Genomic DNA, 13155 nt, shown 5'->3' with positions numbered 1-13155 from the left:
CGGGGTGGTTATTATGGTGATGGTGAGGCTCCGCCTTGCTGCCCGTCCCCCGCGGGGGCGGGGGTCCAGGGGGCATGATCGGCAGCTCTGCTTAAGTCAGTCCCCCGCCTTTGCGGGGGAACATGACGGCGCGCGTTCCGGTTTGGCGTTCCCTCGTTCGCCCGGCTGATCTACGAGACGGGGATGCGCTGGAAAATCTCATGATCCGCCTCGCCGTGTTCGATTGCGACGGGACGCTCGTCGACAGTCAGGCGAATATCTGCGTCGCGTGCGAGCGGGCGTTCGAGACGGCCGGGCTCGTCCCGCCGCCGCGCGCCGCGATTCGCCGGATCGTCGGGCTCAGCCTGGTCGAGGCGATGCAGATCCTGGTGCCGCAGGGCGACGAGGCGCTGCACCGCACGCTCGCGACGGACTACAAGGCCGCGTTCCATGCGATGCGGACGAGCGGCGAGCTGATCGAGGAGCCGCTGTTCGAGGGGATCGCCGACGTGCTGGCGACGCTCGCCGACGATGGCTGGATGCTGGGTGTCGCGACGGGCAAGTCGGACCGCGGGCTCGCGCATGTCCTCGCCGCGCACGGCATCGCCGACCGCTTCGTGACGCTGCAGACCGCGGACCGGCATCCGTCGAAGCCCGATCCGGCGATGCTGTTCGCGGCGATCAAGGAGGCGGGCGCGACCCCGGCGACGACCGCGATGATCGGCGATACGAGCTATGACATGGCGATGGCACGCGCGGCGGGGGCCCGCGCGGTCGGCGTCACCTGGGGCTATCACGCGGTCGACGAGCTGGCGGAGGCCGGCGCGGACGTCGTCGCCGAGACGGTACCGGCGCTGCGTCATCTGGTGACCGCGTCGTGACGGAGGCCGATCGCCTGGCGCAGCGGCGCTGGTTCGTGCTGGTCGGCGTGCGGCTTGCGGGCGTGGCGGGCGCGGTGCTCGGGCTCGTGCTGATCGCGCGCGCCTATAGCTGGGGGCCGAAGATCCTCGGCACCGCGATCGTGCTGTCGGCGATGGCGATGATCGCGATCGTGCCGCGCAGCCTGGCGCAGCGCTGGCGCACGCCCACCGAATGACCGGACAGGACGCATGAAGAGATTCTGGACAGACGTGGCGATCGATGCGGATCGCGTGGTGACGCTCGACGGCAAGCCGGTCCGCACGCCCGGGCGACGGCCGCTCGCGCTGCCGACCGATGCGCTGGCACAGGCGGTGGCGGGGGAATGGCGCAGCGTCGGCGAGACGATCGATCCGCGGACGATGCCGCTGACCGGCCTCGCCAATGCCGCGACCGATCCGATCGCGAACGATCCGGCGCAGTTTGCCGCGCGGCTGGCGGCCTATGGCGAGAGCGACCTGCTCTGTTACCGTGCGGACGGGCCGCCGCCGCTGGTCGAGCGGCAGGCGGCACGCTGGGACCCGCTGCTCGACTGGGCGCGCGCGCGGTATGACGTGACGTTCGCGGTGACGGCGGGGGTGATGCACGTCGCACAGGCCCCCGCGACGATCGCGCGGCTGCACGAGGCGGTCGCCGCGCATGACGATTTCCACCTTGCCGGGCTGTCGCCGGTCGTCACGCTGACGGGGTCGCTGGTGATCGGGCTGGCGCTGGTCGAGGGAGAGATCGACGGCGATGCGGCGTGGGCGGCGGCGGGGATCGACGAGGACTGGTCGATCGAGATGTGGGGCGAGGACTGGCAGGCGGCGCAGCTGCGCGAGCTTAAGCGCCAGGAATTCGCGCGTGGCGTGGCGTTTCTGGGGATGCTGTAGGCTTTCGTCACCCTGGACCGGATCCAGGATGACGGGGGGTCAGCGCGTCAGGCGGCGGATGAAGCCGATCAGGCCGGTCTGGCGCGAGCGCTTGAGGCGTTCGGCGGCGAGGATCGTCTTCACGCCGCGGATGCAGCTGTCGACGTCGTCATTGACCAGGACGTAATCATAGCCGTCCCAGTGGCTGACCTCGTTCGCGGCGCGCGACATGCGCGCGTCGATCACTTCGGTCGAGTCGGTACCGCGGCTGGTGAGGCGGCGGTGGAGTTCCTCCATCGACGGCGGGAAGATGAAGACTCGAACGACGTCGCCGCCGGCGATCTGGAACAGCTGCTGCGCGCCCTGCCAGTCGATGTCGAACAACACGTCCTTGCCGGCGGCGAGCATCTCCTCGACCTGCGCGCGCGGGGTGCCGTAGCGGTGGTTGAAGACATGCGCCCATTCGAGGAATTCGTCCTTCGCGACCATGTCGCGAAAGCCCTCGAGATCGGTGAAATGATAATCCTTGCCGTCGACTTCGCCCGGGCGCATCGCGCGGGTCGTCACCGACACCGACATCTCCAGCTCATGCTCGTCGGCGAGCAATCGGCGCGCGATCGTCGACTTGCCGGCGCCCGACGGCGAGGACAGGACGAACAGGACGCCGCGGCGACGGAAACCATGCGGGTCGGACGGAAGTGTGTGGGGCATGCGCGCCCTTGCCGCGGACTGCGCATGGGCGTCAACCCATGCACAGCCCGCGCGTGTCATTCTGGCGGCGGATCAGTAGCCCGACTTGCGCGCCCGGTTGCGGTCATAAGCCTTCTTGGCAGCATAGCCGCCGCCGAGGATCATGCCGAGCGGCCCCATGCGACGCAGCACGCTCATCGCGACCACGCCCTTGACCGCACCCGAGGTGCCGCCGCTGCCGCCGCTGCGCCGACCCATTTCGCGGCCAACCAATGCACTAATGATACGTCCGATCATGACTTAACCTCTCCGAAAACCTGGTCCTTGAGTTCCGTTGCACCGCGCAGCACCGCCCAGCCGATCGCGTAGGTCACGGCCAGCGGCACGACGATCTTGAGCACGTTGGCGGTGACCGCACCGATGATCGCGCCGTCCGCATTGCCGTCATCGCCGCTGAGCGAGTCGATGCCTGCGCCGATCAGCGCGCCTATGGTCGTTGCGCCCACGTAATTTCTCCTTCGCGTGTGGCGGGTTAGCGCGCGAACCGCGTTTGGGTTCCCCGCCTCACCACCATCCGTCATCCTGACGAACGTCAGGACCCAGAGCCACGATCGTCTCGCTGAGTAATCCTGGATCCTGACTTTCGTCAGGATGACGAAGGGGGAGGTCGTACAGACCATCCGTCATCCTGGACTTGATCCAGGATCCAGAGTTACGACGCGCACCGTTTATGGCTCTGGGTCCTGACTTTCGTCAGGATGACGGGGTGGGTCGGTTAGCGGCCGAGCATCGACTCGGGCCGCACGACCCGGTCGAACGTCTCCGCGTCGACCAGCCCGAGTGCGAGGCCGGCCTCTTTCAGCGTCAGCCCCTCGACATGCGCGTGCTTGGCGATCTTCGCGGCCGCGTCATAGCCGATCTCGGGCGCGAGCGCGGTGACGAGCATCAGCGAGCGGTCGAGCAGGTCGGCGATGCGGTCGCGATTGGGTTCGATGCCGTCGACGCAGCGTTCCGCGAAACCCTCCATCGCGGTCGCCAGCAGGTCGATCGAGCGGAGCACGTTCGCGCCGATCAGCGGCTTGAAGACGTTGAGTTCGAGATGCCCCTGCATCCCGCCGATGGTGGCCGCGACGTGATTGCCCATCACCTGGCCTGCGACCATCGTCAGCATCTCGCACTGGGTGGGGTTGACCTTGCCGGGCATGATCGAGCTGCCTGGCTCGTTTGCGGGCAGGTCGATCTCGCCAAAGCCGCAGCGCGGGCCACTGCCCAGCAGGCGGATGTCGTTGGCGATCTTGGTCAGCGCGACCGCGAGCGTGTTGAGCGTGCCCGACAGGTGGACGAGCGGGTCGTTCGAGGCGAGCGCCTCGAAGCTGTTCTCGGCGGGGATGAACGGATGGCCGGTCAGGTCGGAGACCGCCTTGCAGAAATCCGCGGCGAACCCCCTGGGCGCGTTGAGCCCGGTGCCGACCGCGGTGCCGCCCTGCGCGAGCCGGTTGGTGCCGTTGGTGACGCCCGGCTCGATCCGGCGGCCGCAGCGATAGACCTGATTGGCATAGGCGCCGAATTCCTGCCCGAGCGTGAGCGGCGTCGCATCCTGCAGATGCGTGCGGCCGATCTTCACGATGTCGTCCCACGCATCCGCCTTGGCCTGCAGCGCGGTCTTCAGCCGGTCGAGCGCGGGGAAGAGACGGCGCGTAACGGCGAGCGAGGCGGCGATGTGGAGCGCGGTCGGGAAGCTGTCGTTCGACGACTGGCTCATGTTGACATGGTCGTTGGGGTGGACCGGCGACTTGCCGCCGCGCGTGCCGGTGAGCAGCTCGTTGGCGCGGCCGGCGATCACCTCGTTGACGTTCATGTTCGACTGGGTGCCGCTGCCGGTCTGCCAGATGACCAGCGGGAACTGGTCGTCGAGCGTGCCGTCGATGACTTCCTGCGCGGCGGCGTCGATCGCGTCGGCGATTGTGGCGTCGAGGCCGTGCGACCGGTTCACGCGGGCGGCGGCCTGTTTGACGAGCGCGAGAGCGTGGACGATCTCGATCGGCATGCGTTCGCGGGTACCGAACGGGAAATTCTCGACCGATCGCTCGGTCTGCGCGCCCCAATAGGCCTGGGCGGGGACTTGGATCGGGCCGATCGAGTCGGTTTCTGTGCGGGTGTTGGTCATAGCCTACCTACGCCGTCATGCCGGGCTTGTTCCGGTATGGCGGCGTACAGCAGAAGCCCGACATGGGAGTAAATCCCATGTCGTCGACCGCGCGGTGCGCGTCGGCCGGCCGTTCGCGTCGCTTTGCGACCGGCGATCAGCTTTGCCTGATCGCCTCGCTCCAGCTCACTTCTTCCGTTTGAAATCCACGGCGACGACGTTCGAGCCGTCTTCGATCGGCACCGCGGTCGGGCCGTCATTCTCGGCCGGGTCATGCTCGCCGAGCGACTCGTCCGCGCCTTCCTGCGCCTGGAAGCGCAGTTCGAAGCTGACCGCGGGATCCTGGAATGCGGTGATCGCCGAATAGGGGATGACCAGCTTCGACGGGACCTGGTTGAACGACAGGCCGATCGAGAAGCGCTCGTCGTCGACGACGAGGTCCCAGTAGCGGTTCTGCATGACGATCGTCATCTCGTCCGGGAAGCGTTCGATCAGCCGCTTGGGGATGTCGACGCCGGGCGCCTGCGTCTTGAAGGTGATGTAGAAATGATGCTCGCCGGGCAGCCCGCCGGCCTCCGACACGGAACCGAGCACGCGGCCGACGACGGCACGCAGGGCTTCTTGCACGATCTCGTCGTACGGAATCAGGCTATCGGGCAGTCCATCACTCATTCCCTCTGGGTAGCGGTATTCGGATCGCGGTCAAGATTGCATGCGTCGTGGCGCACGTTATGGGAGGTGGCATGCGCACCGCCACGATTTCCCGCTCCACCGCCGAGACGGCGATCGACGTCACCATCAACCTCGACGGGACCGGCGTTTACGACGTCGAGACCGGCGTCGGCTTCTTCGACCACATGCTCGAACAGCTCTCGCGCCATTCGCTGATCGACTTGCACGTCCGGACCAAGGGCGACCTGCATATCGACGAGCATCACACCGTCGAGGACACCGGCATCGCGATCGGCCAGGCCTTCGCGCAGGCGCTCGGCGACAAGCGCGGCATCGCGCGCTACGGCGATGCGCTGTCGCCGATGGACGAGACTCTCACGCGGGTTGCGCTCGATATCTCCGGGCGGCCGTGGCTGGTGTGGAAGGACCTGTTCTCGCAGACGCGGCTGGGCGGCATGGACACCGAGATGTTCGAGCATTTCTTCCACAGCTTCGCGCAGGCGGCGGGCATCACGCTGCACGTCGAGACGCTGTACGGCACCAACAACCACCATATCGCCGAGGCCGCGTTCAAGGGCGTCGCGCGCGCATTGCGCACCGCGATCGAGATCGACCCGCGCAAGGCCGACGCGATCCCGTCGACCAAGGGGATACTGTGACGCTCGCGCTGATCGATTACGGCGCGGGGAACCTGCATTCGGTCGAGAACGCGCTGCGCACCGCGGGCTGTAGCGACCTGATCGTTACCGCCGATGCGGACGTCGTCGCGAGGGCCGAGCGGATCGTGCTGCCCGGCGTCGGCGCGTATGGCGCATGCGCGGCGGCGTTGCGCGCGGTGCCGGGGATGGTCGAGGCGATGAACCGGCGCGTGCGCGACGAGGGTGCGCCGTTCCTCGGCATCTGCGTCGGCATGCAGCTGATGGCGGACGCGGGCGAGGAAATGGGGACGCATGCCGGGCTCGGCTGGGTGCCGGGGCGCGTGCGACGGCTCGAGCCGGGGACGATGGACGCGAAGGTGCCGCATATGGGCTGGAACGACGTCGTGCCGGCCACCGCGCATCCGCTGATCGCGCCGGGCGAGGCCTATTTCCTGCACAGCTTCGGCTTCGAAGGCGCCGATGTGCTTGCGACCACCGATCATGCCGGCCCCGTCACCGCGGCGATCGGCCGCGACACGATGATCGGCGTGCAATTTCACCCTGAGAAGAGCCAGCGCTACGGCCTGGCCTTGCTCGAACGTTTTCTGGAGTGGCGGCCGTGAGCCTTATCGTTTTCCCCGCGATCGACCTCAAGGCAGGGCAAGTCGTCCGCCTTGCCGAGGGCGATATGGACCGCGCGACCGTCTATGGCGACGATCCCGCCGCGCAGGCGATGCTGTTCGCAGATGCAGGTGCCGAGCATCTGCACGTCGTCGATCTCGACGGCGCGTTTGCGGGGGCTTCGGTCAATGGCGACGCGGTGCGCGCGATCGTTTCGCAGTTTCCGGGGCATGTGCAGCTCGGCGGCGGGATCCGGACGCGTGCGAATGTCGAGGGCTGGTTCGATCTGGGCGTGTCGCGCGTCGTGATCGGCACCGCGGCGCTCGAGGATCCCGACTTCGTGCGCGGCGTGGCGAAGGATTTCCCTGGCGGGATCGTCGTCGCGGTCGATGCGAAGGACGGCATGGTCGCGACCAAGGGCTGGGCCGATGTCTCGACCACCAGCGCGGTCGATCTCGCGCGGCGGTTCGAGGACGCGGGCGTGGCGTCGCTGCTGTTCACCGATGTCGGGCGCGACGGGATGCTGAAGGGGTGCAACGTCGAGGCGACGGTCGACCTCGCGCGGTCGGTCGACATTCCGGTGATCGCGAGCGGCGGGGTGAAGGGGATCGCCGAGATCCACGTGCTGGCGCTGCACGTCCGTGATGGCGTGGAAGGCGTGATCACGGGGCGGGCGTTGTACGACGGGCGGCTCGATCTTGCGGCGGCGTTGAGCGTGGCGAAGGCGGCATGAGGGTTCACGCGGAGACGCGGAGACGCGGAGATAGTGGTTTCGCGCAGAGGCGCAGAGGACGCAGAGCCGACCGCGTCAGCGGCCCCTCCATCCTCGCAAACGTTAAAATCCTGCACGCTGCTGCAGGCACGCGCTTCTCTCTCTTCTCTGCGCCCTCTGCGCCTCTGCGCGAAATAGCCTTCTCAGCGGCTCCGCCGCGTCTCCGCGTCTCCGCGTCTCCGCGTGAACCACTTCTTCGAGACGCCGCATGACCGTCCGCGCGCGTGTGATCCCGTGTCTCGACGTCGCCGACGGCCGCGTCGTGAAGGGCGTGAACTTCCTAGAGCTGCGCGACGCGGGCGACCCGGTCGAGCAGGCGCGCGCCTATGACGCCGCCGGGGCGGACGAATTGTGCTTCCTCGACATCGGCGCGAGCCATGAGGGCCGGGGCACGATCCTCGACGTCGTGCGGCGGACCGCGGCGGTGTGCTTCATGCCGCTGACGGTCGGCGGCGGCGTGCGGACCGCGGACGATGCGCGCGCGCTGTTGCTGGCGGGTGCGGACAAGGTCGCGGTCAATTCCGCCGCGGTCGAGCGGCCGGAGCTCGTCGCCGATATCGCCGAACGTTTCGGCAGCCAGTGCTGCGTCGCGAGTGTCGATGCGCGGCGCTCGGGCGAAGGCTGGGAGGTGTTCACGCATGGCGGCCGGCGCGCGACCGGGATCGACGCGATCGCGCATGCGGTGAGGCTCGCAGACCTCGGCGCGGGCGAACTGCTGGTGACCTCGATGGACCGCGACGGGACGCGCAGCGGCTATGACCTCGACCTGATCCGCGCGATCGCGGACCGCGTCGCGGTGCCGGTGGTGGCGAGCGGCGGGGTCGGCGGGCTCGACGATCTGGTCGCCGGGATCCGCGACGGGCATGCGAGCGCGGTGCTCGCCGCATCGATCTTCCATTTCGGCCAGGCGTCGATCGGCGACGCGCACGCCGCGCTGGCGGCTGCGGGTATCCCGGTGCGGACCCCGTTGCGGTCGGCCTGACCGGCATGGCGACGCTACCGCTGGTCGCGGTGCAGTCGGGGCATAGCGGCGTGGTGCATCCGCGCACCGGCCCCGAAGCGTCGGACATCGCGCTGTTCGCGGTCGCCGCGATCGGCGTCTGGCTGGTCCGCCGCGCGCTGCGCAAGCGGTTCCTGAAGCGGCCGCCGCGCGCAAAGGATTGACCCGCCCGCGCGCCTGCGTCAGCACGCGCGGCATGGCAGACCCCGTTTTCGACCGCCTGGAGGCGACCATCCGCGCGCGCCGCGATTCGCCCGCCGACACCTCCTACACCGCCAGCCTGTTCGCGCGCGGCCGCCCGAAGATCGCGCAGAAGCTCGGTGAGGAAGCGGTCGAGACGGTGATCGCGGCCTGTTCGGGCGACGAGGCGAGCATCGTCCCCGAGGCCGCCGACCTGATGTTCCATCTCGCGGTGCTGCTGGCGGACGCCGGGCTGAGCTTCGACGATGTGCGGGCCGAGCTGGAGCGGCGCGAGGGGGTCGGCGGGTTGGTCGAGAAGGCCGCGCGAACCGGCTGATCCGCCAGCTCCGTCATTCCTGCGGAGGCGGGAACCCGGACTGGCTGGCCGTGCCGCGGGATCGCTGACGTCCGAGGATATGGATCCCCGCCTTCGCGGGGATGACGAAGGTTGGTAGGATGCCTGAAAAGGAGCCTGCCCCATGCCGATCGACGCCACCCAGCCCTATGACGACCAGAACATCTTCGCGAAGATCCTGCGCGGCGAGATTCCGTCAAACCGCGTCTATGACGACGACTTCGCGATCGCGTTCCACGACATCAATCCGCAGGCGCCGACGCATCTGCTGGTGATCCCCAAGGGCGCCTATGTCTCGTGGGACGATTTCTCCGCGCGTGCGGGCGATGCGGAGATCGCCGGGTTCATCCGCGCGGTCGGGACGGTCGCGCGCGCCGCGGGGCTGGTCGAGCCGGGCTATCGCCTGCTCGCGAACATCGGCCAGCACGGGCATCAGGAGGTGCCGCACCTGCACGTTCATGTCTTTGGCGGGCGTCCGCTTGGCCCGATGCTGGCCGGATAGCGCGGCTTTCCGCCACTAAAGGATTGCGCGTAATAAAATTGCCATTAGGCTTCCCGGCTTGAGCAAGGGGGCCAGTGAACCGGCCCTCACAACCCCCGGGGGGAACCGAATTGATTTTTGGTCGCGTTAAGTCACTGGACGCCATTCTGGCGACGGCGGAGAAGAAATCGCTCCACCGATCGCTGGGCGCGTTCCAGCTAACCATGCTCGGCATCGGTTGCGTGATCGGCACGGGCATCTTCGTGCTGACCTCCGCCGCCGCGCAGAAGGCCGGGCCGGGCATGATCCTGAGCTTCGTCGTCGCCGGCGCGGTCTGCGTCGTCGCCGCGCTCTGCTATGCCGAGATCGCGGCGATGGCCCCGGTCGCGGGCTCCGCCTATACCTACACCTATTCGGTCATGGGCGAGCTGCTCGCCTGGACGGTCGGATGGGCGCTGATCCTCGAATATGCGGTGGCCGCGAGTGCCGTGTCGGTCGGCTGGTCCGGCTATTTCGCGGGCTCGATATTGCACGAGACGTTCGGGATAACACTGCCGACCTGGCTGTCGCACGGGCCGTACATGCCCGGCGGGTTCATCAACCTGCCCGCGGTCGTCATCTCGCTGCTGATCACCTGGCTGCTGATGATCGGCACGACCGAGAGCGCCCGCGTCAACGCGGTGCTGGTGACGATCAAGGTCGTCGCGCTGACGGCGTTCGTCGCGCTGACGCTGCCCAAGACGCATGGCAGCAATTTCGAGCCGTTCCTCCCCACCGGCATCCTCGGCAGCAACGGGCTGGGCGTGGTCGGCGCGGCGGCGACGATCTTCTTCGCCTATGTCGGCTTCGACGCGGTCTCGACCGCGGCCGAGGAGACCAAGGATCCGCAGCGCAACGTGCCGATCGGGCTGATCGCCTCGCTCGGTATCTGCACCGTGTTCTACATGCTGGTCGCAGCGGGTGCGATCGGCACGATCGGCGGACAGCCGCTGTTCGGCGCCGACGGCGTGCCGTTCACCACCGGGTCGGCCGAGCTCGCGCGCGCCTGCCTGATCCCCGCCAACGCGCAGGCGCTGGTCTGTTCGAACGAGGCGCTGGCGCATGTCCTGCGTCAGGTCGGCTATGCCAATGTCGGCAACTGGATGGGCTATGCCGCCGGTCTTGCGCTGCCGTCGGTGATCCTGATCCTGATGTTCGGCCAGACGCGCATCTTCTTCGTGATGAGCCGTGACGGCCTGCTGCCCGAAGTGCTGAGCCGCGTGCATCCCAAGTGGAAGACGCCGCATATCGTCACCGCGATCACCGGCGTGTTCGTCGCGTTCGCCGCCGCGTTCCTGCCGGTCGGGCAGCTCGCGGACATCGCCAATGCGGGCACGCTCTACGCGTTCATGATGGTCGCGATCGCACTGCTGATCCTGCGCAAGCGCGAGCCGAACCGGCATCGTCCGTTCCGCACGCCGGCGGCCTGGATCGTCGCGCCGCTGACGATCGTCGGCTGCATCGGGCTGTACTTCTCGCTTCCCTACGAGGCGATGGCGGTACTGCCGATCTGGGGCGCGGTCGGCCTCGTGATCTATTTCCTCTATGGCTACCGCAAGAGCTATCTCGGGCGCGGCATGGCCGACGGCGGCGAGCCGATCGACATGGCGCCCCCGGGCAGCCACTGATCCGGGACGCAGCAAAAAGGGCCGCGGGAGGAAACTCCCGCGGCCCTTTTTTTGTGCGTAGTACCGAACGCGTCATCCCCGCGAAGGCGGGGATCCCTATCCTCCAGCGGTTGCGAGTCTATCGCGCGGCCGGCCAGTATGGGTTCCCGCCTGCGCGGGAATGACGGTTCGGTTCGTCAGCCGATATGCTTGGCGGCGAGCGCCTTCATGTCGACCATCGGGCGGGCGCCGACATGGCTGATGATCTCGGCCGCGCAGACCGCACCGAGCTTCAGCGAGGCGTGGAGGTCGTGGCCCTGTGCCTGGCCGTGGAGGAAGCCCGCCGCGAACAGGTCGCCCGCGCCGGTCGTGTCGACAACCTTGGCGATCGGCTCGGCCTTCACTTCGGCGCGCGTGCCGTTCTGGATCGCGCAGGCACCGTGTTCGCCGCGCGTGACGACCAGGGTCGGGACCTGGGCCGAGATCTTCGCGACTGCCGCGTCGAAATCCTCGGTCTCGGCGAGGGCCGCCAGTTCGCTCTCATTGGCGAACAGGATGTCGATCAGGCCGTCCGACAGCAGCTGGCGGAAATCGCCGCCGTGGCGCGAGATGCAGAACACGTCGCTGAGCGTGAAGGCGACCTTGCGCCCCGCACCGCGTGCGCAATCGATCGCGGCGCGCATCGCGGCGCGCGGCTCTTCGGGATCCCAGAGATAGCCCTCGAGATACAGGATCGCGCTGTCGGCGATCATCGCGGTGTCGATCGCCGCGGCGGGGAGGAACTGCCCTGCGCCCAGGAAGGTGTTCATCGTCCGCTGGCCATCGGGCGTCACGAAGATCAGGCAGCGGCCGGTGGTCGGGTCGCCGGCGCGGACCGGGGTTGCGAACTCGATGCCGATGCTGCGGACGTCATGCGCGAAGACCTGGCCGAGCTGGTCGTCGGCGACCTGGCCGATGAAACCGCACTTGCCGCCGAGCGCGGCGACGCCGGCGACGGTGTTGGCGGCCGACCCGCCCGAAATTTCCATGCCCGGCCCCATCTTGGCGTAGAGCGCATCGGCTTCTTCCGACGAGAACATCAGCTGCATCGAGCCCTTGGCGACACCGATCTCGGCGATGAAGGCGTCGTCGGCGCTGCTTAGAATGTCGACGATGGCATTGCCGATCGCGACGACGTCATAGGTAGGCGTGCTCAAGGGGAGGTCTCCGGACCGAACGGGAAAAGCCCGCCGTAATTGGCGCAGGCGGCAGGCGCAACCGCTGCGGCGCCGGGTGCCCGGACCGCGGGCGTCAGCGCAGATAAGCGACGAGGCTGAGCCCGGCGACCTTGCCGAACACCGAATAGCTCGCCTCCAGCATCGTCTTGCGCTGCATCAGGTCCATCGAGATCTGGCCGTAATCCGCGTCCTCATTGTCCGAGACGATCTTCTCGAGCAGCGCGGCGCGATCGGCCGCGCGCGCGCCGAGCGTCTCGATCTGCGCCTGGCGGAGGCCGTTGGCGGCGTTGAGCCCGCGGACCTGCGGCAAGGCGGCGTCAAGCTGCGCGATCGCGGTCTTGAGCGCCGCGGCCTGGCCTGCGCTGGGGGTGGCGCCGATCGGTCCGGCTTCGGCCAGCGTCCGGAACGCGGCGAGCACGCCATCGCCGAGCTCGCTCGCGGTGACGCCATAGGTCAGCGTCGCGCCGCCGCCGATCGACGCCGAGGCGCGGACGTCGTCATTGCCGAATGCGGCCTGCGTCGTCGTGCCCGCGGTCTCGGCGAGCGTCGCGGGCTTGAACGGGATCGCGTCGCCCTGCGCACCGGCGAACAGCGGCTCGCTGCCATCGGTCGCGTTGAGCGCGGAGCGGAACTGGCTGAAGGCGCTTTCGATCGCGCTGCCGAGCGCGGGCGTCGCGCCGGTACCGACCGCGGTCATCAGCTGCGTCCGGAGATCGCCGGCGATCGTGTCGATCGCGGTGATATTGGCCTCGTAGAGCGACAAGGTCGTGCCGAGCCGGGTCGTCGCCGCGCTCTGCGCCGCCTGCATCGACAGTGCGCTGCGCGCGGACAGCGTGCGGACCGCGGCGCTGCCGAGGTCGGCGAGATCCTTCGCCTTCTTGCCCGAATTGAGCTGCAGCTGCGTCTGCGCGAGCCGCTGCTGCGCCTTCTGGACCGCGTCGGTCAGCGTCCGCTGGAGCGGGATGGTGGCGATGCGGGTCATCGATGCT

At 68.3% G+C, this 13155-nt stretch carries 18 protein-coding genes; 11 read left to right on the top strand and 7 right to left on the bottom strand.

Translation table 11 applies throughout. The features are described 5' to 3' along the window. Positions 1–200: 200 nt before the first annotated feature. Genes ASE89_RS13975 through ASE89_RS13965 form a run of 3 tightly spaced genes read left to right on the top strand, consistent with a single transcriptional unit; the run spans position 201 to position 1769 of the window. Complete coding sequence (locus ASE89_RS13975; RefSeq protein WP_056678943.1) at positions 201–860, top strand: HAD-IA family hydrolase; 660 nt, start codon at positions 201–203, stop codon at positions 858–860. After that, a complete protein-coding gene (locus ASE89_RS13970; protein WP_037532554.1) occupies positions 857–1075 on the top strand; it encodes a hypothetical protein in 219 nt (72 codons plus the stop codon). Before ASE89_RS13975 ends, ASE89_RS13970 begins: the two co-directional genes overlap by 4 nt. A gap of 13 nt (positions 1076–1088) precedes the next feature. Continuing rightward, on the top strand, positions 1089–1769 hold the full coding sequence (locus ASE89_RS13965) for an ATP12 family chaperone protein (RefSeq protein WP_056678940.1): 681 nt from the start codon (positions 1089–1091) through the stop codon (positions 1767–1769). 39 nt (positions 1770–1808) lie between these two features. On the opposite strand, the gene gmk is transcribed toward ASE89_RS13965, so the two are convergent. The 5 genes from gmk to ASE89_RS13940 all read right to left on the bottom strand — a co-directional run bounded on the left by gmk (position 1809) and on the right by ASE89_RS13940 (position 5256). After that, entirely contained in the window at positions 1809–2459 is a 651-nt protein-coding gene (gene gmk / locus ASE89_RS13960; RefSeq protein ID WP_031394372.1) for a guanylate kinase, read from the bottom strand. Between the two features lie 72 nt (positions 2460–2531). Beyond that, the gene (locus tag ASE89_RS13955; protein ID WP_031440271.1) at positions 2532–2735 is read right to left on the bottom strand and encodes a hypothetical protein; all 204 of its coding nucleotides are present in this window, start codon (positions 2733–2735) and stop codon (positions 2532–2534) included. Further along, positions 2732–2944 carry a hypothetical protein gene (locus ASE89_RS13950; protein WP_056678937.1) on the bottom strand — a complete coding sequence of 71 codons (213 nt, stop codon included), beginning with the start codon at positions 2942–2944 and terminating at the stop codon, positions 2732–2734. The genes ASE89_RS13955 and ASE89_RS13950 overlap by 4 nt, the downstream gene beginning before the upstream one ends. Positions 2945–3213: 269 nt before the next feature. Continuing rightward, positions 3214–4605, bottom strand: coding sequence for a class II fumarate hydratase (gene fumC, locus ASE89_RS13945; protein WP_056678934.1), 1392 nt, complete (start codon positions 4603–4605; stop codon positions 3214–3216). Between the two features lie 165 nt (positions 4606–4770). Further along, positions 4771–5256: an SspB family protein gene (locus ASE89_RS13940; protein ID WP_031394376.1), complete on the bottom strand. Its 486-nt coding sequence runs from the start codon at positions 5254–5256 to the stop codon at positions 4771–4773. Between the two features lie 71 nt (positions 5257–5327). Here ASE89_RS13940 and hisB point away from each other — a divergent pair, with 71 nt between their 5' ends. The 8 genes from hisB (at position 5328) to ASE89_RS13905 (ending at position 10970) form a co-directional block, all read left to right on the top strand. After that, on the top strand, positions 5328–5915 hold the full coding sequence (gene hisB / locus ASE89_RS13935; RefSeq protein WP_056678930.1) for an imidazoleglycerol-phosphate dehydratase HisB: 588 nt from the start codon (positions 5328–5330) through the stop codon (positions 5913–5915). Continuing rightward, positions 5912–6517, top strand: coding sequence for an imidazole glycerol phosphate synthase subunit HisH (hisH, locus tag ASE89_RS13930; RefSeq protein ID WP_056678927.1), 606 nt, complete (start codon positions 5912–5914; stop codon positions 6515–6517). Before hisB ends, hisH begins: the two co-directional genes overlap by 4 nt. Beyond that, positions 6514–7248, top strand: a complete 735-nt coding sequence (gene hisA / locus ASE89_RS13925; RefSeq protein ID WP_056680627.1) for a 1-(5-phosphoribosyl)-5-[(5-phosphoribosylamino)methylideneamino]imidazole-4-carboxamide isomerase — start codon at positions 6514–6516, stop codon at positions 7246–7248. Before hisH ends, hisA begins: the two co-directional genes overlap by 4 nt. A 247-nt stretch (positions 7249–7495) precedes the next feature. Then, on the top strand, positions 7496–8269 hold the full coding sequence (gene hisF, locus ASE89_RS13920) for an imidazole glycerol phosphate synthase subunit HisF (protein ID WP_056678924.1): 774 nt from the start codon (positions 7496–7498) through the stop codon (positions 8267–8269). 5 nt (positions 8270–8274) lie between these two features. Beyond that, positions 8275–8451, top strand: coding sequence for a hypothetical protein (locus ASE89_RS20860; RefSeq protein ID WP_166747134.1), 177 nt, complete (start codon positions 8275–8277; stop codon positions 8449–8451). A gap of 32 nt (positions 8452–8483) precedes the next feature. After that, positions 8484–8804, top strand: coding sequence for a phosphoribosyl-ATP diphosphatase (locus ASE89_RS13915; RefSeq protein ID WP_056678921.1), 321 nt, complete (start codon positions 8484–8486; stop codon positions 8802–8804). Between the two features lie 142 nt (positions 8805–8946). After that, complete coding sequence (locus ASE89_RS13910) at positions 8947–9324, top strand: histidine triad nucleotide-binding protein (RefSeq protein WP_056408832.1); 378 nt, start codon at positions 8947–8949, stop codon at positions 9322–9324. Between the two features lie 110 nt (positions 9325–9434). Next, positions 9435–10970 carry an amino acid permease gene (locus tag ASE89_RS13905; protein WP_056408830.1) on the top strand — a complete coding sequence of 512 codons (1536 nt, stop codon included), beginning with the start codon at positions 9435–9437 and terminating at the stop codon, positions 10968–10970. 176 nt (positions 10971–11146) lie between these two features. On the opposite strand, the gene ASE89_RS13900 is transcribed toward ASE89_RS13905, so the two are convergent. Then, the gene (locus ASE89_RS13900) at positions 11147–12145 is read right to left on the bottom strand and encodes an adenosine kinase (RefSeq protein ID WP_056678918.1); all 999 of its coding nucleotides are present in this window, start codon (positions 12143–12145) and stop codon (positions 11147–11149) included. Between the two features lie 94 nt (positions 12146–12239). Next, positions 12240–13148, bottom strand: a complete 909-nt coding sequence (locus ASE89_RS13895; protein WP_056678915.1) for a flagellin — start codon at positions 13146–13148, stop codon at positions 12240–12242. Positions 13149–13155 lie beyond the last annotated feature (7 nt).

The organism is Sphingomonas sp. Leaf30, from assembly GCF_001422525.1.
In the GTDB taxonomy this organism is placed as follows: domain Bacteria; phylum Pseudomonadota; class Alphaproteobacteria; order Sphingomonadales; family Sphingomonadaceae; genus Sphingomonas; species Sphingomonas aerolata.
This window is presented reverse-complemented; position numbering and strand designations above follow the sequence as displayed.

What these genes read in the sequence shown, in the direction of transcription:
- gmk (WP_031394372.1), bottom strand. Translation starts at nt 2,459, where the DNA reads ATGCCCCACACACTTCCGTCCGACCCGCATGGTTTCCGTCGCCGCGGC.
- ASE89_RS13940 (WP_031394376.1), bottom strand. Translation starts at nt 5,256, where the DNA reads ATGAGTGATGGACTGCCCGATAGCCTGATTCCGTACGACGAGATCGTG.
- ASE89_RS13915 (WP_056678921.1), top strand. Translation starts at nt 8,484, where the DNA reads ATGGCAGACCCCGTTTTCGACCGCCTGGAGGCGACCATCCGCGCGCGC.
- ASE89_RS13910 (WP_056408832.1), top strand. Translation starts at nt 8,947, where the DNA reads ATGCCGATCGACGCCACCCAGCCCTATGACGACCAGAACATCTTCGCG.
- ASE89_RS13965 (WP_056678940.1), top strand. Translation starts at nt 1,089, where the DNA reads ATGAAGAGATTCTGGACAGACGTGGCGATCGATGCGGATCGCGTGGTG.
- fumC (WP_056678934.1), bottom strand. Translation starts at nt 4,605, where the DNA reads ATGACCAACACCCGCACAGAAACCGACTCGATCGGCCCGATCCAAGTC.
- ASE89_RS13895 (WP_056678915.1), bottom strand. Translation starts at nt 13,148, where the DNA reads ATGACCCGCATCGCCACCATCCCGCTCCAGCGGACGCTGACCGACGCG.
- ASE89_RS13975 (WP_056678943.1), top strand. Translation starts at nt 201, where the DNA reads ATGATCCGCCTCGCCGTGTTCGATTGCGACGGGACGCTCGTCGACAGT.
- ASE89_RS20860 (WP_166747134.1), top strand. Translation starts at nt 8,275, where the DNA reads ATGGCGACGCTACCGCTGGTCGCGGTGCAGTCGGGGCATAGCGGCGTG.
- ASE89_RS13955 (WP_031440271.1), bottom strand. Translation starts at nt 2,735, where the DNA reads ATGATCGGACGTATCATTAGTGCATTGGTTGGCCGCGAAATGGGTCGG.
- hisB (WP_056678930.1), top strand. Translation starts at nt 5,328, where the DNA reads ATGCGCACCGCCACGATTTCCCGCTCCACCGCCGAGACGGCGATCGAC.
- hisF (WP_056678924.1), top strand. Translation starts at nt 7,496, where the DNA reads ATGACCGTCCGCGCGCGTGTGATCCCGTGTCTCGACGTCGCCGACGGC.